This is a genomic window from Herbaspirillum sp. B65, assembly GCF_000333555.1.
Lineage (GTDB): Bacteria > Pseudomonadota > Gammaproteobacteria > Burkholderiales > Burkholderiaceae_D > Herbaspirillum > Herbaspirillum rubrisubalbicans.
The window spans coordinates 1-22,776 of the sequence record NZ_BADI01000775.1 but is presented as its reverse complement, the minus strand read 5'-3'; the positions used below and the strand labels follow the sequence as shown (position 1 = coordinate 22,776).

At 63.2% G+C, this 22,776-nt stretch carries 22 protein-coding genes; 12 read left to right on the top strand and 10 right to left on the bottom strand.

Annotated features, from left to right (window positions below; translation table 11 throughout):
• Positions 1-12: 12 nt before the first annotated feature.
• Genes maiA through I5W_RS18380 form a run of 4 tightly spaced genes read right to left on the bottom strand, consistent with a single transcriptional unit; the run spans position 13 to position 4,693 of the window.
• Positions 13-660, bottom strand: a complete 648-nt coding sequence (gene maiA / locus I5W_RS18395) for a maleylacetoacetate isomerase (protein ID WP_017453836.1) — start codon at positions 658-660, stop codon at positions 13-15.
• A gap of 12 nt (positions 661-672) precedes the next feature.
• Positions 673-2,019 carry a fumarylacetoacetase gene (gene fahA / locus I5W_RS18390; protein WP_044530313.1) on the bottom strand — a complete coding sequence of 449 codons (1,347 nt, stop codon included), beginning with the start codon at positions 2,017-2,019 and terminating at the stop codon, positions 673-675.
• Positions 2,016-3,353 carry a homogentisate 1,2-dioxygenase gene (hmgA, locus tag I5W_RS18385; RefSeq protein ID WP_044530312.1) on the bottom strand — a complete coding sequence of 446 codons (1,338 nt, stop codon included), beginning with the start codon at positions 3,351-3,353 and terminating at the stop codon, positions 2,016-2,018. The genes fahA and hmgA overlap by 4 nt, the downstream gene beginning before the upstream one ends.
• Positions 3,350-4,693: an MFS transporter gene (locus I5W_RS18380; protein ID WP_044530311.1), complete on the bottom strand. Its 1,344-nt coding sequence runs from the start codon at positions 4,691-4,693 to the stop codon at positions 3,350-3,352. The genes hmgA and I5W_RS18380 overlap by 4 nt, the downstream gene beginning before the upstream one ends.
• A 254-nt stretch (positions 4,694-4,947) precedes the next feature.
• Here I5W_RS18380 and I5W_RS18375 point away from each other — a divergent pair, with 254 nt between their 5' ends.
• Positions 4,948-5,862 carry a LysR family transcriptional regulator gene (locus tag I5W_RS18375; protein WP_044530310.1) on the top strand — a complete coding sequence of 305 codons (915 nt, stop codon included), beginning with the start codon at positions 4,948-4,950 and terminating at the stop codon, positions 5,860-5,862.
• A gap of 40 nt (positions 5,863-5,902) precedes the next feature.
• Positions 5,903-6,748, top strand: a complete 846-nt coding sequence (locus I5W_RS18370) for an alpha/beta hydrolase (protein WP_044530309.1) — start codon at positions 5,903-5,905, stop codon at positions 6,746-6,748.
• A gap of 89 nt (positions 6,749-6,837) precedes the next feature.
• Here the strand turns inward: I5W_RS18370 and I5W_RS18365 are convergent, their stop codons facing one another.
• Together I5W_RS18365 and I5W_RS31470 are read right to left on the bottom strand one after the other, a co-directional pair.
• On the bottom strand, positions 6,838-7,251 hold the full coding sequence (locus I5W_RS18365; RefSeq protein WP_044530308.1) for an XRE family transcriptional regulator: 414 nt from the start codon (positions 7,249-7,251) through the stop codon (positions 6,838-6,840).
• 144 nt (positions 7,252-7,395) lie between these two features.
• Complete coding sequence (locus I5W_RS31470) at positions 7,396-7,623, bottom strand: hypothetical protein (protein WP_148289145.1); 228 nt, start codon at positions 7,621-7,623, stop codon at positions 7,396-7,398.
• Between the two features lie 77 nt (positions 7,624-7,700).
• Here I5W_RS31470 and I5W_RS18360 point away from each other — a divergent pair, with 77 nt between their 5' ends.
• The 3 genes from I5W_RS18360 to I5W_RS18350 all read left to right on the top strand — a co-directional run bounded on the left by I5W_RS18360 (position 7,701) and on the right by I5W_RS18350 (position 12,865).
• Positions 7,701-10,256 (top strand): PepSY domain-containing protein, encoded by a 2,556-nt coding sequence (locus I5W_RS18360; protein WP_044530307.1) that lies wholly within the window; start codon positions 7,701-7,703, stop codon positions 10,254-10,256.
• Positions 10,257-10,489: 233 nt separating this feature from the next.
• Positions 10,490-11,926: a cardiolipin synthase gene (gene cls, locus I5W_RS18355; protein ID WP_044530306.1), complete on the top strand. Its 1,437-nt coding sequence runs from the start codon at positions 10,490-10,492 to the stop codon at positions 11,924-11,926.
• A 24-nt stretch (positions 11,927-11,950) separates the two neighbouring features.
• On the top strand, positions 11,951-12,865 hold the full coding sequence (locus I5W_RS18350; protein ID WP_044530305.1) for a hypothetical protein: 915 nt from the start codon (positions 11,951-11,953) through the stop codon (positions 12,863-12,865).
• A gap of 18 nt (positions 12,866-12,883) precedes the next feature.
• Here the strand turns inward: I5W_RS18350 and I5W_RS18345 are convergent, their stop codons facing one another.
• Positions 12,884-13,771 carry a LysR substrate-binding domain-containing protein gene (locus I5W_RS18345; protein ID WP_044530304.1) on the bottom strand — a complete coding sequence of 296 codons (888 nt, stop codon included), beginning with the start codon at positions 13,769-13,771 and terminating at the stop codon, positions 12,884-12,886.
• Between the two features lie 213 nt (positions 13,772-13,984).
• Here I5W_RS18345 and I5W_RS18340 point away from each other — a divergent pair, with 213 nt between their 5' ends.
• The 5 genes from I5W_RS18340 (at position 13,985) to I5W_RS18320 (ending at position 19,584) form a co-directional block, all read left to right on the top strand.
• The gene (locus tag I5W_RS18340; protein ID WP_017453823.1) at positions 13,985-14,734 is read left to right on the top strand and encodes an SDR family NAD(P)-dependent oxidoreductase; all 750 of its coding nucleotides are present in this window, start codon (positions 13,985-13,987) and stop codon (positions 14,732-14,734) included.
• A 68-nt stretch (positions 14,735-14,802) separates the two neighbouring features.
• The gene (locus I5W_RS18335; protein ID WP_044530303.1) at positions 14,803-15,849 is read left to right on the top strand and encodes a TRAP transporter substrate-binding protein; all 1,047 of its coding nucleotides are present in this window, start codon (positions 14,803-14,805) and stop codon (positions 15,847-15,849) included.
• Positions 15,846-17,702, top strand: a complete 1,857-nt coding sequence (locus I5W_RS18330) for a TRAP transporter large permease (protein WP_017453821.1) — start codon at positions 15,846-15,848, stop codon at positions 17,700-17,702. The genes I5W_RS18335 and I5W_RS18330 overlap by 4 nt, the downstream gene beginning before the upstream one ends.
• Before the next feature lie 35 nt (positions 17,703-17,737).
• On the top strand, positions 17,738-18,583 hold the full coding sequence (locus I5W_RS18325; protein ID WP_017453820.1) for a transketolase: 846 nt from the start codon (positions 17,738-17,740) through the stop codon (positions 18,581-18,583).
• Positions 18,580-19,584: a transketolase family protein gene (locus I5W_RS18320; protein ID WP_017453819.1), complete on the top strand. Its 1,005-nt coding sequence runs from the start codon at positions 18,580-18,582 to the stop codon at positions 19,582-19,584. Before I5W_RS18325 ends, I5W_RS18320 begins: the two co-directional genes overlap by 4 nt.
• 35 nt (positions 19,585-19,619) lie before the next feature.
• Here I5W_RS18320 and I5W_RS18315 read toward each other — a convergent pair whose 3' ends face one another.
• The 3 genes from I5W_RS18315 to I5W_RS18305 form a co-directional block, all read right to left on the bottom strand.
• Positions 19,620-19,925 (bottom strand): addiction module antidote protein, encoded by a 306-nt coding sequence (locus I5W_RS18315; RefSeq protein ID WP_044530302.1) that lies wholly within the window; start codon positions 19,923-19,925, stop codon positions 19,620-19,622.
• Positions 19,926-19,939: 14 nt separating this feature from the next.
• Positions 19,940-20,233, bottom strand: a complete 294-nt coding sequence (locus I5W_RS18310) for a type II toxin-antitoxin system RelE/ParE family toxin (RefSeq protein ID WP_044530301.1) — start codon at positions 20,231-20,233, stop codon at positions 19,940-19,942.
• A gap of 140 nt (positions 20,234-20,373) precedes the next feature.
• Complete coding sequence (locus I5W_RS18305; protein ID WP_044530300.1) at positions 20,374-20,688, bottom strand: c-type cytochrome; 315 nt, start codon at positions 20,686-20,688, stop codon at positions 20,374-20,376.
• Positions 20,689-20,920: 232 nt separating this feature from the next.
• Between I5W_RS18305 and I5W_RS18300 the strand changes: the two genes are divergently transcribed.
• Positions 20,921-21,823 carry a LysR family transcriptional regulator gene (locus I5W_RS18300; RefSeq protein ID WP_199901764.1) on the top strand — a complete coding sequence of 301 codons (903 nt, stop codon included), beginning with the start codon at positions 20,921-20,923 and terminating at the stop codon, positions 21,821-21,823.
• A gap of 89 nt (positions 21,824-21,912) precedes the next feature.
• Complete coding sequence (gene lgt, locus I5W_RS18295) at positions 21,913-22,749, top strand: prolipoprotein diacylglyceryl transferase (protein ID WP_044530298.1); 837 nt, start codon at positions 21,913-21,915, stop codon at positions 22,747-22,749.
• Positions 22,750-22,776 lie beyond the last annotated feature (27 nt).

Genomic DNA, 22,776 nt, shown 5'->3' with positions numbered 1-22,776 from the left:
CCCACAGCGCGCTCAGGCGGCGTCCGGCTGTTGCGCCGGATGCGCCTGCTGGAAGGCCGGCAAGGCATTGCAGGCGGCGTCGATGGCGCATAGCGTGGGGTATGGCGCCATGTCCACCTCGAAGCGGCGGGCATTGAAGATCTGCGGCACCAGGAAGCAATCGGCCATGGTCGGGGCATCGCCCACACAGAAATGACCGCGCGTGGTGTCAGCGGCCAGCTGCTGCTCCAGCGCGCTAAAGCCGAGCTTGATCCAGTGCTGGATCCACGCGGTTTTCTGGGCTTCGTCCACCGCCAGTTGGTGCTTCAGGTAACGCAGCACGCGCAGGTTGTTCAGCGGATGGATTTCGCAGGCAATGGCCAGGGCCAGTTCGCGGATGTGGGCACGCTGAAAGGCGTCGCCCGGCAGCAGCGCAGGCGCCGGATAGCGCTCTTCCAGGTATTCCAGCATGGCCATCGATTGCGTGAGCAAGCGCCCTTGATCAGCCAGCACCGGCACCAGGGCGTGCGGATTGACTTGCGTGAAGGCCGGCAGCAATTGCTCGCCGCCCTGGTTCAACAGGTGCACCGCGGCCGTCTCGTAGGCCACGCCCTTCAGATTCAGGGCGATACGCACCCGGTAGGAGGCCGAGCTGCGGAAATAGCTGTACAGGGTAGTCATGCGCGTGCTTCCTCAATCCAGGTGGCGTGCGGGCAGCACGGTGCCGGCCGCTTCGCCAAAGCCGATGATGGGTCGGCCTGCGCGACGTGCCGCCGCGCGCAGGATGATGGTGTCGCCATCCTCCAGGAACACGCGCTGCTGGCCATTGGCCAGGGTCAGTGGCGCCTTGCCGCCGGTGCTCAGTTCCAATAGCGATCCTGCTTCTTCGGGCTGGGGACCGGACAGCGTCCCCGTGCCCAGAAAGTCGCCCGGACGCAGGTTGCAGCCATTGACGGTGTGATGCGTGACCAGTTGCGCCACGCTCCAGTAGGCATCGCGATAGTTGCCCAGCGACAGCCGCTGCGGCGCAGTGCCGGCTTCACGCATGGCCGCGGTCTGGATCAGCACTTCCAGTTCGATATCCAAGGCGCCGCTCTCGCGCAGGGTCGGCGCATCCAGGTAGGGCAAGGGTTGCGGATCGCCGGCCGGGCGGGTCCAGCCGCAGCGGTAGGGCGCCAGCGCTTCGAGCGTGACGATCCAGGGCGAGATGGTGGAGGCGAAGCTCTTGGACAGGAAGGGCCCCAGCGGCTGGTATTCCAAAGCCTGCACATCGCGTGCCGACCAGTCATTCAACAGGCACAGGCCGAACACCTTGTCCTCGGCCTGGCTCATCGGTACCGGCTCACCCAGGGCATTGCCTGTGCCGATGAAGATACCCATTTCCAATTCGTAATCCAGCCGCTTGCAGGGACCGAAGCTGGGGCTATCGGCATCGGGCGCCTTGGTCTGGCCCACCGGGCGGCGGAACTGCTGGCCAGAGATGGCGATGGAGGAGGCGCGGCCGTGATAGCCGATGGGTACCCACTTGTAGTTGGGCAACAGTGGATTGTCAGGACGGAACAGCTTGCCCACCGTGGTGGCGTGATGGATCGAGGTGTAGAAGTCGGTGTAGTCGCCGATGGCCGCCGGCACGTCGTACTCGGCCTGGGCTTGCGGCACCAGGCAGGCAGCCAGTTCGGTCTGGTGCGGCGAGCCGCTGCGCAGCAGGCGCGACAGCGCCAGCCGCAGGGCCGACCAGGCTGCCGTATCCAGGGCCATCAGCGCATTGAGGGTGCTGCCGCTGCAAGCTGCATGGGCGGCGGCGCGGGTGGCTTCGTCGTAGCCGGAGAAGGCACCGGCGGCCTGGGCCGCGGGCAGGTCCAGGATCTGGTTGCCGATGGCCACGCCAGCCCGGAAGTTTTCTTCACTGCCAGTGCGGCGAAACACGCCGTAAGGCAGATTCTGGAGCGGAAAAGGACAGTTTTCCGCATTGGCACTCTCTACCCAGCTACGCAGCTCGGTGTCGTGGGTTTCGTTCAGTTTCAGGCTAGGCAGGCTCATGCGCGCTCCGGGTTGAAGTTCTTCTGGATGCCCAGCCAGCAGTCCTGGTAATCACGCTGCAAGGTCGGCGTGTCCAGGGTATGGCGGGTCGGGCAAAGGATGTTGCGGGTCTCGAACATGAAGGCCATGGTGTGGTCCACCTTGTTCGGCTGGGTGGTATCGATGCGGCTGGCTTTCTCGAAGGTGGTCGCATCCGGTCCATGGCCGCTCATGCAATTATGCAGGCTGCCGCCACCGGGCACAAAGCCGCCGCCTTCCTTGGCGTCGTATTGCCCGGTAATCAGACCCATGTATTCGCTGGCCACGTTGCGGTGGAACCAGGGCGGGCGGAAGGTGTGTTCGGCGGCCAGCCAGCGCGGCGGGAAGATCACGAAGTCGATGCTGTCCACCCCGGGGGTGTCGCTCTGCGATTGCAGCACCAGGAAGATCGACGGGTCGGGATGGTCGTAGCTGATCGAGCCGATGGTGTTGAAGTGACGCAGGTCGTACTTGTAGGGCGCGTAGTTGCCGTGCCAGGCCACCACGTCCAGCGGCGAATGACCGATGCGGGCCTGCCACAGGTTGCCGCCGAACTTGGCGATCAACTGGAAGTCGCCTTCGCGGTCTTCGTACCAGGCGTGCGGGGTGGCGAAATCACGCGGATTGGCCAAGCCGTTGGAGCCCAGCGGGCCGAGATCGGGCAGGCGCAGCAGCGCGCCGAAGTTCTCGCAGATGTAGCCGCGTGCCTCACCATCCGGCAGGCGCACCTGGAAACGCACGCCGCGCGGGATGACGGCGATTTCCTGCGGTTCGATATCGAGCACGCCCATCTCGGTGCGCAATTGCAGGCGCCCCAGTTGCGGCACGATCAGCCACTCGCCATCGGCCGAATAGAAGAAGCGATCAGTCATCGAACAATTGGCCGCGTACAGGTGGATGGCGCAGCCGCTCTGCGCCTGCGGCGAGCCATTGCCGGCCACGGTGACCAGGCCTTCGATGAAATCGGTGGGGACCGTGGGCATGGGCTGCGGATCCCAGCGCAACTGGTTGGGCGGCGCTGCCACGTCGTCGAAGTGGCTCACCAGCAGGCCGCGCGGCATCGCCTCGAAGGGATGATGCACGGCTGCCGGCCGGATGCGATACAACCAGGAGCGGCGATTGTGGCCACGCGGGGCGGTGAAGGCGGTGCCGGAAATCTGTTCGGCATACAAGCCGTAGGCCACCTGCTGCGGCGAATTCTGGTGCGCCGGCAAGGCGCCCGGCAGCGCTTCGGTGGCGAACTCATTGCCGAAGCCGGATTGGTAGCCGCGGGTATGCACGTGATGGCTGACGGCAGAATCGGTGACGGTATTCATGCAGAAACTCCTTGGGAACGACGATGCAAGCGCGTGATGGTCAGCGCTGAAATGAGGGCCGGGACGGCGGCGGCGATGAACAGCGATCCATTGCTCCACTGCAAGGCGATCAATTGACCACCGATGACCGGCCCCACCACCGAACCGATGCGGCCGATGCCCAGCGCCCAGCCGATGCCGGTGGAGCGCAGCGTGGTCGGATAGAAGGTACCGGCCAGCGCATTGACGGCCGGCTGGCCGCCGACGATGCAAAAACCGGCCACGATCACCGCCACGAACAGCAGTTCCGGGATCGCAGCCACCTTGCCGATCAGAGCAATGGAAAGGCAGGCCAGCAGGAAGCACACACCCAGCACGCGGGTAAAGCCGAAGCGATGGATGAAGCGGCCCAGGGACAAGGTACCGATCACGCCGCCCACTTGCAGCGAGGTAGCGATCAGTACCGCCGTGCGGGTGGAATAGCCGGCGTCATGGATCAGCGTGGGCAGCCAGTTGGAGAGGAAATACAGGTTGATCAGGTTCATGAAGCTGATGACCCACAGCAGCACGGTCACCCCGGCGCGGCCATCGCGAAACAGGGCGGCCACCGGCATCCCTTCGGCCTTGGTTTCCTTGACCACGATGTCGCTCTTGTCATCGATGACGATGGCCGGATCGAGCTTGCGCAACCAGCGTGCCACCTGGGCGCGCGGGCGGCGATGCAACACCAGGAACTGGATCGATTCGGGCAGCCAGACCAGCATGGCCAGGCCCAGCACCAGCGGCACCGCGCCACCGACCCAGAACACCGAATGCCAGCCGTGGTGCGGGATCAGCGCGGCACTGACGAAGCCACCGGCAGCAGCCCCCACGGTAAAGCCGCAGGACACCAGCATCATGCGGGTCACGCGTGAAGACGAAGGACTGAACTCCCCCACCAGCGCCATCGCATTGGGCATGATGCTGCCCAGCCCGAAGCCGGTGATGAAGCGCACCACCAGCAGTTGATCCAGGCTGCTCACCAGGGGCGTGGCCAACATGCAAACGGCAAAGAAGAGCGTGGACACGATCAGGACCGGGCGCCGGCCATAGCGATCCCCCACCGGGGTCAGCACCAGCGAACCCAGCAACATGCCCAACAGGCCGGCACCGAACACCGGTCCCAGGCTGGCCTTGCTCACGCCCCAGTCGGCGATGATGGCCGGGGCCACGTAGCCCATGGCCTGCACGTCGAAACCATCGATGATCAGGCACAGGCCGCACAGCAGCAACAGGCTGAACTGGAAAGCGCCAAACCGGCCCTGCTCCACCACCTGGTCCACATGGACCGTGGGGAGAGCGCCACTTGCGTGGATACTCATGTCTTGCTCCTCGTCTGTCTTTACATTGTTTTAGTTTTTTGTCTGCCCTCTGCGCGCCGATGCGGCTGAAAATGGCAGTTTGCGCAGTCTGCGTGGCCGTCTGTGCGGGGCGGGCCGCGTGGCTCTTGCTGGTATGACTGGCGACGTCACTGTAGTGCAATCGCCCATCTTTTACGATATAAATACGAAAATACGATCCATTCATTTCATGAATATTGCAGCGCACGCAAGCCCACTGCCGAGCTGCCCCGACCATGGCCCTCATCGAACCGCGCGATATCGACCTCAACCTGCTGGTGGTCTTCCAGGAAGTCTTCCAGGAACGCCAGATTTCCTCCGTGGCGCGCCGGCTGGGCCTGTCGCAGCCAGCGGTGAGCAATGCCCTGGCCCGACTGCGGCGCAGCTTCGGCGATGAGCTCTTTGTGCGCACCGCCCAGGGGATGCAGCCCACGCCCTTTGCCGAGCACCTGGCCGAGCCGGTGGCTGCGGCGCTGCAACAGGTGGCACGCGCTCTCAATCTACAGGAAGGCTTCGCGCCGCAGGACAGCGAGCGACGTTTTACCATCGCCATGACCGATGTCGGCGAGGTCTATTTCATGCCGCGCCTGATCGAGGCTTGCGCCTGCGTGGCGCCCGGGGTGAGCCTCTCCACGGTGCGGGCCGGCAACATCGACCTCAAGAGCGAGATGGAAGCCGGACGGGTGGACCTGGCCATCGGCGCCTTCGACAATCTCTCGGAAGCACTCTACCAGCGACGGCTGTTCCGCCAGGAATACGTGAGCATGTTTCGCCTCGGCCATGCGCTGGACAAGCGCGGCGAGGTGAGCTTGAAGGAGTTTCTTGCCGCCGAGCACCTGATGGTGTCGTCGCAGGAAAGTCCCTACGACCGCATCAACCAGAACCTGGAAAAAGCCGGCATCCTGCCCAGCGTGCGCTTTCGTGTGCCGCACTTCACGGCCGTGCCCTACATCGTCAGCAGCACCGCGCTGGTAGTGACGGTGCCGCGCAAGCTGGCCGAGAGCGCCGCCGCCCCCTTCGGACTGCGCTACATCAAACCGCCGCTACGCCTGCCGGCCCTGCAGACCAACATGTTCTGGCATCGCCGCTACAATCAGGACGAAGGCAATGTCTGGCTGCGCAACCTGATTTCCGAGCATTTCGCTGAATGAACCGATAAGAACGGGCCTGCAAGGCCAAGGGAGGAGAGGCATGAACATCTACCGCGACTATGACCGCGAGGCATTGGACCGGCAATACAACGTGCGCCTGGGCATCAGCGATTTCCAGGCCTACTTCGACCGCTTCGCTAGCGAAGGCCAGGCTGCGCGCCAGGCACATCCGCACTTGGCGGACGTCCCCTATGGCGAGGACACACTGCAGACCCTGGATTTCTTCCCTGGTCGCAGCAATGGACGACCGCTGCTGGTCTTCATTCACGGCGGCTACTGGCGTTCGCTGGACAAGCACCAGTTCAGCCAGGTGGCGCTGCCCTACCTGGCGCAGGACATCAACGTAGCCCTCATCAATTACCGCCTGGCGCCGCAGGTCAGGATGGGCGACATCGCCGCCGACTGCGGCCGTGCGCTACGCCTGTTATACGCCAAGGCGGCGGCGCTGCGCTTCGACCCGGACGCCATCTGGCTCATGGGCCACTCGGCCGGCGCCCATCTGGCGGCCCTGATCGCCTCGCTGGGCGCAGCACCGGTGCGGGGCCTGTGCGGCATCAGCGGCATCTACGACCTGGAACCGGTGCGCCTGTCCTACCTCAACGAAGTGCTGCACCTGTCGCCCTCGGACGCCCTGCAAGCCAGCCCGCAATTGCTGGCCCTGCCCAATGGCGTGCAGGCGCTGCTGTGCGCCGGAGGTCAGGAATCCGCAGAATTCCAGCGCCAGCGCGACCTCTATGCGGCCACGCTGCGCCAGTCCGGTCATGCAGTGGAAGTGGTGCCGCTGCCGCAGGCGCATCATCTGGACGTGGTGGATGTGGCTGCGGATGCGCACAGCGTACTGACGCGCACGATGGTGAAGATGATGCTGGGGCCTGTTTACATTTAATCTGCGAGTGCGATTAAGTGCGAACAGGCCCTAGGCTGATCGCCATCAGGACAGCAATGTCGAAACAAACCTTTAAGTCTCACCCAAACTTATACGGCGCCTCTGACAGAAACGCGTCTGGTTCCGTTACCTTGCTTGACTCTCCGGTTGCTGGTTCGAGGCTTTTCCGCAAGAGCGATACTGGAGCGCCGCACCGTCACCGGTTCCGGCGTCAGGTCGAAAGTCTTGTTTCCAGGGAAGGTGGCAGTCAATACCAACTGCCCGCCCAGTCCGCGTACAAAGTCCATCACACTACTGACCAACAAATCATCGCGGCTTTCCATCTTGGAGATGGCCGCTTGCTGCACCTGCAGATTTTCCGCCAGACTCGCCTGCGTGATGTGCAGACTCTTCCGAAGCGCTTGCAATTTGATACTGGTCTGCAGTGAGTCGCTTCTAGCCTGTGCCTGTATTTGCGCTTCCGGGCGCATGGCCGCGCGCAATTCGCTAAACTTTTTTGCCATTTCCGCCTGCCTCCTTTGTCAATATCTTGAGATGGAGCTCGTACAGTTTGTCCGCTAACGGCACATATGTCTCATACCAATGCTTATTGCCTGTCTTCGCATCGCACTTCCATATTCCCCCCAAGGAATATTCCGTTAAAAGAATCATTGTCTGCACCCGAGCAAATCTTGGACGTGACCTGCACCTGATTGGGGGGCAAGAGTAGCAAGCTCGGAGGAACCAAAATCTTGCCATAAAGAAATTTCCACCGAAAATTGAAGCCTTTCGGACCAGACCATGCGAGTGACTTCACCCCCCAAGATATCAATAAGAATCATTTTCATTTGATCTATAATACCGGGCTGACCCACCCAGCCCGCGCTGGCGGTCATTGACACGCCGGCCGCTCCCCTGCGGCACGGCAGACAAGATCAACAAGGCGCCCCCGCGCCCGCCGCCCTACTGATACATGTTCAAGAAAATCTGGTTCCAGTTGCACTGGTTCATCGGCATCACTGCCGGCACCCTGTTGATGACCATCGGCGTGACCGGCGCCATGCTGGCTTTCCGCGAGGAAATCCTGGAAACCCTGAACCCCGGCGTGATGCACGTGCAGCTGCGCCAGCAGGCCACGCTCACGCCGCAGCAGATCCTGGATGGCTTGCGCCAGGCAAGGCCCGAGCAACGTGTGACCAACATGCTGCTGTCCTCGGAATCGGGGGCCGCGGTGCGCGTGATATTTGCGCCGCCAGCGGGCGTACGTCGGGGCGAGATACGTTATGTCGATCCCTATACCGGCGCACTGCTGCCGCCGCTAAAGGGGGCCGCGTTCTTTGAATTCACCGAAAGCTTCCACCGCTGGCTGCTGCTGCCCACCGAGATCGGCAAGATCGTACTGGGTACGCTGGCGCTGTCGCTGCTGATGCTGGCGCTGTCGGGTCTGTACCTGCGCTGGCCGCGCCGGCCCTGGTCGCTGCGCGCCTGGCTGCGGCTGGACTGGCAGTTGCAGGGGCGCTCCTTCTTGTGGAACCTGCATTCGGTCATCGGCACCTGGTTGCTGGTGATCTACGTGCTGTTGGCCACTACCGGCGCCTACTGGGCGCTGGACTGGTTCAAGGATGGCCTCAACACGCTGGCCGGCGAGAGCCGCCGAGCGCCCATGCAGCGCGACGCCGGCAAGAAGAAAGAGGCAGCACATGTCGCCGTACCGCTGGAGCTGACCCAGGCCTGGAATAGTTTCCTGGCGCTGGCCCCGGACTATCAGAACGCCCAGTTGCGCCTGCCCGAGCAGGGTTCGCAACCGCTACAGATCTTCTTCCTCGACCACGATGCGCCGCATGAGCGGGCGCGCAACCGTATGGTGGTGCTGCCGCAAACCGGCGAGGTCAAGCAGCTGGAGCGCTACGAAGACAAAAGCCGTGGCGGCAAGCTGCTCACGGCCATCTATCCGCTGCACATGGGAACCTACTTCGGCCTGCCGGGCCGCATCATCATGGCCATCGCCAGCCTGATGATGCCGCTCTTCGGCATCACCGGCTGGATGCTCTACCTGGACCGTCGCCGCAAGAAGGCGGCCCTGCGCGCTGAACGCGAAAGCCTGGGCGAGGCCACCCGCAACGCGGCCGACGCCACGCAGGGCGATCCAGTGCTGGTGGTACACGCCTCGCAAACCGGCCAGGCCGAGCGCATCGCCCTGCATACCGCTGCCGGCCTGCGCCGCAGCGGCCTGTCCGTGAGCCTGCAAGCGCTGGCGCAGACCACGCTGGAGAGCTTGCGTCATCATCGCCGCATCCTCTTCATCGCCAGTACCTTTGGCGAAGGCGATGCTCCCGACAGCGCGCGCGGCTTCGAAAAGCGTCTGCGCCAGGCGGCCGGGCAATCGCTGTCCCATGTGCAGTACGCGATCCTGGCGCTGGGCGATCGCCATTACGCCCAGTTCTGCGGCTTTGGCCACACGCTCGAGCACGGCCTGCGCCAGTGCGGCGCCACGCCCCTGTTCCCGCTGGTGGAAGTAGACCGCATGGCCGCCTCGGCGCTGCGCAAATGGGATAGCGAACTGGCCGCCCACGGCCTGCAAGCCAACGTGGCCGAGCTCCTGCCCACTAGCGCGCCGACCTGGCAGAGCTGGACCCTGCGCCGTCGCGTACTGATGAATCCGGGCAGCCAGGGCGAACCGCTGTATCACCTGGAACTGCAACCGCCAAGCGGCCCCCTGCCCGCCTGGCAAGCCGGTGCGCTGGTGCAGGTGCAACCGCGCCATGCCCCCGATCGCATCGCCCTGCTGCTGCAACGACTGCAGCTCGATGGCGCTACGCGGGTGCGCCACCAGGGCGCCGAGTGCACGCTGGCCGAGGCCCTGGCCGGCAGCATCCTGCCGCCGCATCCGGCCAACGAGGCGCAAGCCCTGGCCGACCAGTTGCAGCCGTTGGCCGCACGTTCCTATTCGGTGGCCTCGGTGCCCCAGGATGGTGCCTTGCACCTGCTGGTGCGCCAGGTGCAGCATGAAGACGGCCTGGGCCTGGCTTCCGGCTGGCTGACCGAATACGCCCCCCTCGAGGGAGCGCTGCCATTGCGCCTGCTGGACAATGCCGGCTTCGCCCCGCTCGACACCGATGCCCCCGCCATCTTCATCGGCAATGGTTCCGGCCTGGCCGGCCTGCGCAGCCATTTGCGCGCACGCGTGCAGGCTGGGCAGAAGCGCAACTGGCTGCTCTTTGGCGAACGTAACGAACGTTACGATTTCCTCTACCGCGAGGAATTGCTTCAGTGGCTGGAGCAAGGCCAATTGGCACGCCTGGACCTGGCCTTCTCGCGCGACCAGGCCGAACGCCTCTATGTACAGGATCGCCTGCGTGAAGCCGCGCCGGAACTGCGCCAGTGGATCGCACAGGGCGCAGTGCTGTATGTCTGCGGCAGCCTGGAAGGCATGGCCGCCGGCGTGGATGCGGTGCTCAACGCCACCCTGGGCGAACAGACCGTGCATGAACTGATCGAACAGAACCGCTATCGCCGCGACGTCTATTGATGCGTTTGACCGGATGGGCCAGCCGGCCTATCCGCCTCCCTCCTTCTGCGCCCATGCAACAACCGCGCCCCTTCCTGTAGGCAGCTCTCGCTTTCCTTTGTAGGACAGCGCCGGTTCATGCATCGGCGCACTCCAATGCGTCGATGGCCGGGCATATACTCGACCGCACAGCGTTGCCTTCCCGACGCCGGACAGCCTCCCGGACCATGGCAGCGCCCAACCGGGATCCTTCCATGCGCGATAACAAGATCAATGATCCACACCAGTCTCCCGCACGGCGCTGCGGGCCGGCCTGGCTGCTTCTGGTACTGCTGTCACTGACGCTGGCAGCCTGCAGTTCACTGCCCACCATCGTGCCCGACATGGACACGCAGTCGGCGCGCACCATCCAGATGAAGGGTGGCCGTGGCGTGCTCAGTGCAGCGCAGTCCAAGGCGGTGTTGGACAAGCTGCGCGCACAGAACGCCGACAACACCATCCTGGACCGCCACGTAGCCATCGAAGGCGCCATCACCGGCTCACCCCTGGTGACCGGCAACAAGGTCACGCTGTTGATCGACGGCCCCGCCACCTATGCCTCCATGCAGCAGGCCATCCAGGCTGCGCGCTACCACATCAACATGGAGACCTACATCATGGAAGACGATGAGGTCGGCCGCCAGTTCGCCGACCTGCTCATCGCCATGCAAAACAAAGGCGTCCAGGTCAACCTGATGTATGACAGCGTGGGCGCGCTCAACACCCCGCGCGCATTCTTCCAGCCCATGATCGACGCCGGCATCCACGTGCTGGAATACAACCCGCTCAATCCCACCCAGTTACGCAAGGATTGGGAAGTCAACCAGCGCGACCATCGCAAGTTGCTGGTGGTCGATGGCAAGACCGCCTTCGTCGGCGGCATCAACATCAGCAGCGTCTATTCCAGCGGCTCCTTCAGTTCCCGCCAGAAAAAACCGCGTGTGAACCCGCAAGGCCAACAGATCCCCTGGCGCGATACGCAAGTGCGCATCGATGGTCCGGTGGCGCTGGAATTCCAGAAGCTCTTCATCAACACCTGGCAGCAGCAGCGCGGCCCGGACCTGGGCGAACACCGCTACTTCCCGCAGGTGGCTGCGGCCGGCAATGAAATCGTGCGCGCCATCGGCAGCTCGCCCGATGATCCCTACAGCGTCATCTACGCCACCTTCATCTCGGCCATCCAACATGCCGAAAGTACGATCTATCTCACCAATGCCTACTTCGTGCCCGACCCGCAACTGCGCGATGCACTCAAGGCCGCGGCCAGACGGGGCGTGGATGTGCGCCTGATCCTGCCGTCCCACAGCGACTCCTCGCTGGTGCTGTATGCCTCGCGCTCCTTCTATGCCGAACTGCTGGAGGCGGGCATTCGCATCTATGAGCGTCAGGATGCGCTGCTGCATTCCAAGACCGCGCTCATCGATGGCGTCTGGTCCACCATCGGATCGACCAACCTGGATTGGCGCAGCTTCGTCTACAACCAGGAAATCAATGCGGTGATCCTGAGCCCGGCCTTCGGCGTGCAGATGAAAAGCATGTTCGAGCGCGACCTGGCGCCTCGCGTGAAAATCACCAAGGAACAATGGGGCCCACGTCCGATCAGTGAAAGAATGAAAGAATTCGGCGCCAGCCTGTGGGCGCGCCTGCTGTGATCCTCATTCATCAAGGAGTTGTCCGTGCCAAGCAAGCTGTCCCGCTTTATTCCCCGTTTCATTTCCCGCTGCATCGGNCCGGTCGCACTGGCGCTGCTGGTTTCAGGCTGGAGTCAGGCACAGACGCTCAACGGCGCCAATGCCATGAAAACGCGCTACACGGAACTGCAGGGCGAACTCCATCACAATGTCTATCAGCGAGCGCTCTACCTCAATTCGCGGGACGACAACGGCACGGCCAAAGGCGACATCTTTGCCGTGATGAACTATCCCTTTGCGCAAGTGCGCCAGGCACTGGACAGTCCCGACCACTGGTGCGACATCCTGATCCTGCACCTGAACACCAAATACTGTCGCCTCGCACGGGAAGGCGGCAAGACCACGCTGCACATGCAGGTCGGCAAGAAGACCGAACAGCAACTCAAGGATACCTACCAGGTGGACCTGCGCTACCAGGGTGGGAGCAGTGGCGCCGATTATTTTTCTTCCTCGATGCTGGCCGACAAGGGACCGCTGGATACCTCCGATTATCACATCGAGATCGAAGCTATTCCCGTCGATGAGAAACGCTCCTTCCTGCACTTCAGCTATGCCTATTCCTATGGCTTGGCCAGCAAGCTGGCGCTGCGTGCCTACCTGATGACGGTGGGCCGCGACAAGGTAGGCTTCAGCATCGTCAAGCGCGACGCCAATGGCCAGCCGCAATACGTATCCGGCAGCCGCGCCACCGTCGAGCGCAATACCATGCGCTACTACCTGGCCATCGATGCCTATCTGTCGGCACAGCAAGCGGCACCCGCAGAGCAACTGGAAAAACGCCTGGCGCACTGGTATGACGCTACCGAACAATATCCCCGCCAATTGCACGAAGTCAGCCGCGACGACTATCTATCCATGAAGCGCAAGGAAGTAGCGCGCCAGCAAAAGGACGGCAATTAGATTTTCCAGCCGGCCCGATCAGAGCTGACAGCCAGCCTGCTCGCGCAGCCATTCCAGAAAGGCCGCCACCGCCGGCCGCCGCGCATGGTGCGCCGGATAGACCGCGAAGTGGGCCTTGACCTTGATGGCGCGCTCCAGCCCGAAGATGGGTTTCAGTTTCTTTTCCTCGATGTGCCGCGCCGCCACGGTGGCGCTTTCCAGCGCCACGCCCAAGCCTTGCGTGGCCGCATCCAGTGACATCTGCGCGCGGTCGAAACGCACCGCGAACTGTTCCGGCGCGCGCACCTGGGCAAACTCCCCGAACCAGTCGGCCCATTGCACCACGCTCACATTGCTGCGGATCAGTTTGACGCCCAGCAGGTCAGCCGGCTTCCTGAGCTTGTTTTCACGGATGAAGGCGGGGCTGGCCAGCGGCACGATGCGCTCCTCGAACAAGGGCTCCACCACCAGCCCCGGCCAGTTGGGGATGCCATAGCGGATGTCGATATCCACCTCGCCCAGTTCAAAATTGCTTTGCGAATGCGCCGCCGACAGATTGAAGGTGATGGCCGGATAGCTGCGCGCAAAATCATTGAGGCGCGCCATCAGCCACAGGCTGGCAATGCTGGGGGCGCTATGGATGTAGAGCGTGTTGTTCACCCCCTGGCGCACGTCCACGGAGGCCGCCGTGATGGCCGAGATCGCCCCCTGGATGCGGGCCAGGTAACTCTCCCCGGCCGTGGTGATGCGCACCCCATGGGCGCTGCGTTCAAACAGCCGAATGCCCAGGTAGGATTCCAGCCGCGCCACCTGGTGGCTCACCGCCGAGGCTGTCAGATGCAGTTCGGCCGCGGCCAGCGCAAAACTCTTGCGCCGGGCCACCGCTTCGAAGGCCTGGAGATTGGGCAGGGGCGGAAGAACGGCCATGGATGGGCGATCCAGCTAAGATGATAATCCGTCACTTTAACATGACGAGACTTCGCTTGTCGTCAGGCGAGGGATGTTCGACCATGCGCATCAGAACAAAAACGGAGACATGCTCATCTGCCCTGCCTGCTGCACGGCAGCATCTGCGCACCTGCGCGTCTGCTCTGTCTCCTGCTGTTCCGCATATCAACGCAAACATCTGGAGAACACGACATGCTGCTCAAGGACAAGGTTGCCGTCATCACCGGCGGTGCAGGAATCAACGGTCTGGGTTATGCCACGGCGCGCCTGATGGCCGAGCAAGGCGCCCGCGTGGTGGTGCTGGATCTGGCCCAGGCCGAACCGGCTGCGGCGGCGGCACGCATCGGCAGCCAGCATCTGGGCCTAGTGGCCGACGTCACCGACAAGGCTTCCTGCGAAGCTGCCATCGCGGCCGCCCTCAAACAGTTCGGCCGCATCGACATCCTGGTCAACAATGCCGGTATCACGCAGCCGGTCAAGACACTGGAAATCACCGGTGCCGACTACGACCGCATCCTGGATGTGAGCCTGCGCGGCACGCTCTACATGTCGCAGGCGGTGCTGCCGGCCATGCGCCAGCAGCAGAGCGGTTCCATCATCTGCATCTCTTCGGTGTCGGCCCAGCGCGGCGGCGGCATCCTCGGTGGTCCGCACTACTCGGCGGCCAAGGCTGGCGTGCTGGGCCTGGCCCGTGCCATGGCGCGCGAGTTCGGCCCGGAAGGCATCCGCGTCAACAGCATCACCCCCGGCCTGATCGGCACCGACATCATCAAGGGCAAGCTGACCGAAGAAAAGAAGGCCGAGATCGCCGAGACCATCCCCCTGGCCCGCCTGGGCCGGGCCGATGACATTGGCGGCGCCTGCGTTTTCCTGGGCAGCGAGCTGTCGCAGTATTGCACCGGCATTACACTGGACGTGAATGGTGGAATGCTGATTCATTAAACGCAGCTTAATGCCCGCGCCGGCCTGACCGGCATCTTTCCGACATCAGAACAAACAGGAGACCTGACATGACCCAAGACCACAGCAAACCCGGCAAGACCACCCTGAGCCGCCGCCAACTGCTCAAGGCCGGTGCTGTCGGCGCCGCACTGCCGCTGTTTTCCATCATGAGCCGTCCGGCCAACGCGGCCGAGTTCAACTACAAGTTCGCCACCGGCCAGGATCCGTCGCACCCGGTCAACAAGCGTGCGCAGCAAGCCATCGACCGCATCCGCGAAGCCACCAATGGTCGTCTGGACATCAAGCTGTTCCCGGCCAACCAGTTGGGTTCGGATACCGACCTGATGTCGCAGATCCGCAATGGCGGCGTGGAGTTCTTCAACCAGGCCAGCGTGGTGCTGTCGACCCTGGTACCGGCGGCCGGCATCGTCAACACCGGTTTCGCCTTCCATGACTACAAGGAAGTCTGGCAAGCCATGGATGGCGCCCTGGGTGCCTACGTGCGAGCACAGATCGAAAAGGTGGGCCTGTTGACCATGTCCAAACCCTGGGACAACGGCTTCCGCCAGATCACCACCTCGACCAAGCCGATCAAGACGGCAGCCGATCTGAAGGGCTTGAAGCTGCGCGTGCCGGCCGCACCCATGCTGACCTCGCTGTTTACCGCACTGGGCGCCAGCCCGACCCCGATCAACTTCAACGAAGTCTATTCGTCGCTGCAGACCAGACTGGTCGAAGGCCAGGAAAACCCGCTGGCCATCATCAGCACTGCGCGCCTGTACGAAGTGCAGAAGTACTGCACCATCTCCAACCACGTGTGGGATGCCTACTGGATCCTGGGCAACCGTCGTGCCTTCGAAAAGCTGCCCAAGGACATCCAGGAAATCGTGCGCCGCGAACTGGACCAGGCCGCCACCGATGAGCGCGCCGACATCGCCGCGCTGGCCGGCTTCGCCCGCAATGAGTTGCAGGGCAAGGGCTTGCAGATCATCGAAGCCGACAAGGCGTCCTTCAAACAAGCCCTGGCCCAGGCCAACTTCTACAAGGACATGCGCGCCAAGTTCGGTGACGATGCCTGGAAGCTGCTGCAAAACGCCGTTGGGAGCCTGGGATGAGCGCCCTGTCGCTGGAGCAGCCGGTGATGGACGAACGCTCGCTGGCTGCGCGTCTTGAACACTGGCTGGGCCTGGCCATCGAAATCCCCGCCGCGGCATTGGTGGTGGGTGAGGTGGCAGTGCTGCTGGCGGGCGTGATCATGCGCTTCATCTTCAACAGTCCCATTCCTTGGGCCGATGAACTGGCCTCCATTCTCTTCCTGTGGCTGGCCAACCTGGGCGCTGCCGTGGCCCTGCGGCGCGGCACCCACATGCGCACCACGGTGCTGGTGGGCTTCATGAGCGAACGTGGCAAAGCGTGGGCCGAAGCACTGGCCATCATTGCGCCCTGCGTGATGCTGCTGATCCTGATCCACCCGATGTGGGAATACGCCGAAGATGAAATGTTCGTGCAGACCCCGGCACTGGGCTGGCCCAATACCGTGCGGGCCGCCGCCGTGGGCGTCGGCGCGGCGCTGATGATCGTGCTGTCGCTGTTGCGCATCTCGCGCCAGAAGCTGGTGGACCTGGTGGGCGTACTGGTCTTGCTGGCGGTCGTGGCGGCCGCCATGTACTTCGGTTCGGACTGGCTGCAAGCGATCGGCAACTGGAACCTGGTGGTGTTCTTCGGCCTGGTGCTGGCGGTGTCGGTGCTGCTGGGCATTCCCATCGCCTTCTGCTTCGGCCTGGCCACGGTGGCCTTCATGCTGACCGTGACCAGCAGCCCGCTGGCAGTGGTGGCCGGGCGCTTCGATGAAGGCATGTCTTCGTTGATCCTGTTGGCGGTGCCACTGTTCATCCTGCTGGGCCACCTGGTGGAAATGACTGGCATGGCCAAGGCCATGGTGGACTTCCTGGCTTCGCTCTTGGGCCACGTGCGCGGCGGCCTGAACTACGTGCTGCTGGGTGCAATGCTGCTGGTTTCGGGCATCTCCGGTGCCAAGACCGCCGACATGGCGGCGGTCGCCCCGGTGCTGCTGCCGGAGATGAAGCGCCGTGGCAATCACGAGGGTGAGCTGATCTCGCTGCTGGCCGCTTCGGGCGCCATGGCCGAGACCATCCCGCCGTCACTGGTGTTGATCACCATCGGCTCGGTGGCGGGCGTGTCGATTGCGGCGCTCTTTACCGGCGGCATCATGCCGGGCATCGTGCTGGCCGTGCTGCTGGCCATGCTGGCGCGCTGGCGCAGTGCCGAGATCATGGAAGGCATCCAGCGCGCCCCCGGCCGCGTGGTGCTGCGTACCATGATCATCGCCCTGCCGGCGCTGCTGCTGCCGATCCTCATCCGCACTGCCGTGGTCGAGGGTGTCGCCACGGCCACCGAAGTCTCCACCATCGGCATCGCCTATTCGGTGGTGGCGGGTCTCTTGGTCTATCGCCAATTCGACTGGAAGCGGCTCTATCCGATGCTGGTCGACACCGCCGCCTTGTCGGGCGCCATCCTGTTCATCATCGGCACGGCCACCGGCATGTCGTGGGCACTGACGCAGTCGGGCTTCTCGCACGCATTGGCCCAGGCCATGACCAGCGTACCGGGCGGCAAGTACGGCTTCCTGCTGGTCTCGATTGCCGCCTTCGTGGTGCTGGGCAGCGTGCTGGAAGGCATCCCTGCCATGGTGCTGTTTGCGCCGCTGCTGTTCCCGGTGGCCAAGGCCATCGGCGTGCATGAGGTGCACTACGCCATGGTCATCATCCTGTCCATGGGCGTGGGCCTGTTCGCGCCACCCTTCGGCCTGGGTTACTACGCCGCCTGCACCATCGGCCGCGTGCATCCAGACGTGGCAGTCAAGCGCATCTGGCCGTATCTCGGTGCGCTGGTGCTGGGCCTGTTGATCGTGGCCTTCGTGCCCTGGTTCTCCATCGGTTTCCTGTGATTTTTACGCATTCATTCATCTAGCAAGGATTCGCAATGTCTGACAATTTGGCAAACCTGCGCGCCAGCGCATACCGCATCCGCCGCAATGCCGTGCGCATGGGCGAGGTCCAGGGCCAGGGTTACATCGGCCAGGCCCTGGGCTGGGCCGACGTGCTGGCGGTGGCCTACAAGCACGCCATGAGCCTGCGCCCGGACGACCCGGAGTGGAGTGGACGTGACCGCTTCCTGCTCTCGCACGGTCACTATGCCATCGCCTTGTATGCAGCCCTGATCGAGGCCGGCATCGTCCCCGACGAAGAACTGGAAAGCTATGGCAGCGATGACAGCCGCCTGCCCATGTCGGGCATGGCCACCTATACGCCGGGCATGGAAATTTCCGGTGGCTCGCTGGGCCAGGGCCTGGCCATCGGCGTGGGCATGGCGCTGGGCCTGCGCTACAACAACAATCCGGCCTTCGTCTACAACTCCATGTCCGATGGCGAGCTGGATGAAGGCTCGACCTGGGAAGCGGCCATGGGCGCGGCGCACCACCAGTTGGGCAACCTGATCTGCCTGGTCGATATCAACAACCAGCAGGCCGATGGTCCTTCCAGCAAGGTGATGGGCTTCGAACCGCTGGCCGACAAATGGGCGGCCTTCGGCTGGCATGTGCAACGGGTCGATGGCAATGACCTGGCGGCCGTGGTGCAAGCCTTCGACCATGCGCGCAACCTGAAGGAAACCAAGCCGCGCGTGATCCTGTTCGATACCTTGATGGGCAAGGGCGTGCCCTTCCTGGAGCAGCGCGAGAAGAACCACTTCATCCGTGTCGATCCGCCCGAATGGCAACAGGCGCTCTCCATCCTCGACCAGTCTTATCAACAAGGAAGCCAAGCATGAACACCGTCGCAGAAAAGAAACCGCGCCTGACCACCTCGGCCATGATCGCCTCCATCGCCGCCGAGGGGCAGCGCGTGCAAGCGGCGCCGTTCGGCAAGGCACTGGTGGAATACGCCGCCGACCGTCCCGAGATCGTGGGCCTGACCGCCGATCTGGCCAAGTACACTGACCTGCACCTGTTCCAGAAAGCCTATCCCGAGCGCTTCTTCCAGATGGGCATGGCCGAGCAGTTGTTGATGGCCACCGCCGGCGGCATGGCCAAGGAAGGCCTGGTGCCCTTCGCCACCACCTATGCAGTCTTCGCCACCCGTCGCGCCTACGACTTCATCCACCAGGTGATCGCCGAAGAAAACCTGAACGTGAAGATCTGCTGCGCCCTGCCCGGCCTGACCACCGGCTACGGCCCCAGCCACCAAGCCACCGAAGACCTGGCCATGATGCGCGCCATTCCGGGCATGACCATCGTCGACCCCTGCGATGCGCTGGACCTGGAACAGGCGGTGCCGCAGATCGCGGCGCACCAGGGTCCGGTCTACATGCGCCTGGCGCGCGGCAACGTGCCGCTGGTACTGGATGAATACGACTACCGGTTCGAGTTGGGCCGTGCCAAGGAAATCCGCGACGGCAATGATGTGCTCATCATCTCCAGTGGCTTCATGACCATGCGCGCGCTGGAAGTAGCCAAGGCGCTGGAGGCTGACAACATCAGCGTGGGCGTGCTGCACTGCCCGACCATCAAGCCCTTCGACGAAGCCACGGTGGTCGAGCAGGTCAGGAAGAAAAATCGCCTGGTGGTGGTGGCCGAGAACCATTCGGTCATCGGCGGCCTGGGCGAGATCGTCGCCACCACCCTGATGCGCCACCGCGTGCAGCCGAGCGGCTTCCAGATGGCGGGCTTGCCGGATGCCTTCCTCGATGCGGGGGCGCTGCCGACCTTGCATGATCGGTATGGGATCAGTTGCGAGGTGTTGAGTGGGCGGATCAAGGGGTGGTTGAAATAAACCTCGCGCCAGCAGGAGGTAGATCTGCGCGGCGCTCAGTTCCCCATCGGCTGAGCCACAAGTCTGACCCCTAGCGCTGCGCACACACGATTGACGGTATCGAAGCGAGGCGCACTACCAGGACGCAGTGCCTTGTAGAGTGCCTCGCGGGTAATCCCCGCTGCCTGTGCAATTTCGCTCATGCCGCGGGCACGGGCGATATCGCCGAGCGCTGCTGCCAGCAGGCCGGCATCATTGGCAGCGAGGATATCGGTCAGGTAGGCAGCAATGGCCTCTTCGCTGTCAAGGAACGGAGCAGCGTCGAAGTCCGGTAGATCTGCAATTTTTATACGTTTGGTCATTTTTCTTCCCTCTGTTAATCAAGCAATGCGGCCAATGCTTTGGCACGCCTGATATCACTCGCCTGCGTTCTTTTCGAACCTCCAGCCAGCAGGATGATGATATGCCTGCCGCGTTGGGTGTAATACACTCGCCAGCCCGAGCCGAAATGGATACGCAACTCGGACACACCATCTCCAACGGATTGGGCATCACCGATCAATCCACGCTCGAGCCGCTGGATCCTTGCGGAGATGACGGCTCGGCTTGCATCGTCCTGGATGCCTTGAAGCCAGTCGAGAAATTGGGGAAGCGGGCGCGCGATATACATGCTACATGCGTTGATTGTAATCGAACGATTACATCGATTCAATCTTTGATTTCCGCCGGTCGGCGCGTGTCGCAAAAGAGAGGAAGGAAAAAATAAAAAAGGAGACCGCAGTCTCCTTGTTCAATCCATGTGATGAATTCTCACTTCAGGCTCAGGATCCACTTCACCAACTGATGAGCCTCGGCCTCGGTCACCTGGCCCTTGTTGGCCGGCATGGCTACCGCACCCCAGCTGCCGCTGCCGCCTTCGAGCACCTTCTTGACCAGCTTGGCTTCGGCATCCTTCTGGCCGGCATACTTCTTGGCCACTTCCTTGTAGGCGGGGCCGACGATCTTGGCATCCACCGAGTGGCAGGCCATGCAATTCTTGGATTTGGCCAACTGCTCATTGGCCATGGCTTGGGTCGACATGGCCGATCCGGCCACCAGGGTGGCGATCAACAACAGGTATTTCATTAGGGGCTCCTCAGCAAGCGGTGAACGGACTGGCCTGCGGCAGCATTCTCAAGGCGCTTCACAGGCGGGGCTATTCTACCCGGCTTGCCGTGCGCCCCCCTATCTGCCGTGGCGTATATCTGTCATAGATCAAATTCCATGAGGGAAATAACTCATGCCCCCCCCTGTCTTGCCGCTGGCCAATGCCGGGGATATCATGGACGCCCGACTCATTCGGATCTGCTATCAGTCCATGTCCGACCATCCCCGCCTGGAACTGCGCCAGCTACGCTACTTCGCCGCCGTGGCCGAGGAAAAGCATTTCGGCCGCGCCGCTGCCCGCCTGCACATGACCCAGCCGCCGCTGTCGCAGACCATCGCCGCGCTGGAAGAGCAACTGGGTACACCACTGTTCCAGCGCACCAAGCGCAGCGTCGCGTTGACCCCGGCCGGCGCCGCATTGCTGCCCGAGGTGCAACGCATCCTGCAACAGGCCGCCGCCCTGCCCGACCTGGCTCGGCGCGCCGCCAGCGGGGCCTCGGGGCTCTTGTCACTTTCCTTCATATCCAGCGCCGACTACAGCATCCTGCCCCCACTACTACAGCGCTTTCGGGCGCGTTATCCGCAGGTACAGATCGAATTGCGCGAAGCCACCACCGATATCCAGCTCGACGACCTGGTCCAGGGCAAGATCGACGCCGGCCTGCTGTTGCCGCCGCTGCCGGAAAAAGCCGCCGCGCTGCTGGATGTGCGGCCGGTGCTGTCGGAGCCACTGATTGCCGCCCTGCCCGAAGGCGCCGTCAGGAAACGCGGGCCGGTCTCCTTGAAGAGCCTGCGCGAGCTGCCGCTGATCATCTTCCCGCGCCGCATCGCCCCGGCCTTCCATGACACCATCCTGTCCTGCTTTCGCGATGCCGGGGTGACGCCTCACATCGGCCAGGAAGCGATCCAGATGCAGACCATCGTCGGCCTGGTGTCGGCTGGCATGGGAATGGCGCTTGTGCCACAATCCGTGTCGAATCTGAAACGCCCGGGCGTGGACTATCGCCGGCTCTCGGACGCGGCACCGTCCATCCAGACCGGCCTGGCCTGGCGTCGTGACAACCCCTCTGGCGTGTTGCGTGCGCTGCTGGAATTGCTGGACGCCCCGGACTGATCCCGCCGCCTGGGAACCGGAGCCGGCGAACTTGCGCCGTCGGCCGCGTTCCAACCGCCGTTCCGCCCAACAACAGAAAGATCAAACTCATGCTCGTTCATCCCATGCCCGACCCGGTTGCCTTCCACATCGGGCCACTGGCCGTCCACTGGTACGGCCTCATGTACCTGCTGGCGTTCGCCCAATTCATCGCCGTGGGCCGCCTGCGCATCAAGCAACCCCATATCGCCGCGGTGGGCTGGAAGAAGGAAGACCTGGACGACATGCTCTTCTATGGCGTGCTCGGGGTCGTCTTGGGCGGGCGGCTGGGCGAGATCCTGTTCTACAACCCGGCCTATTATTTCGCCCATCCGGCTGACATGATCGCGGTCTGGAAGGGTGGCATGTCCTTCCATGGCGGCTTCCTCGGGGTATTGCTGGCGATGTACCTGTGGGGGCGCAAGCGCGGACGCAACCTGATGGACATCATGGATTTCATCGCCCCGCTGGTGCCGCTGGGCTATGCAGCCGGCCGCCTGGGCAACTTCATCAATGCCGAACTGCCGGGCCGTCCGGCCGATCCTTCGCTGCCCTGGGCCATGATCTGGCCCAATGTGGACAACATCCCGCGCCATCCCTCGCCGATCTACCAGATGCTGGTCGATGGCATCCTGCTGTTCATCATCCTGTGGATCTACGCGCGCCACGCCCGCCCGCGCATGGCGGTGGCGGCCATGTTCTCGCTGCTGTACGGCTGCGCGCGCTTCTTCACCGAGTATTTCCGCGTGCCGGACTATGAAGTGCACTTCGGCGGCATCACCATCTCGGCCGGACAGATGCTGTCGGTGCCCATGATCGTGCTGGGCATTATCCTGCTGGTGCTGGCTTACAAGTTGAAGCAGCAGGCGCAGGGGCCGGTTGTGCCGGCAGTGACGGCCAAGGAATAAAAAGTAAAAGCAGGAAAAGGAAAGGGC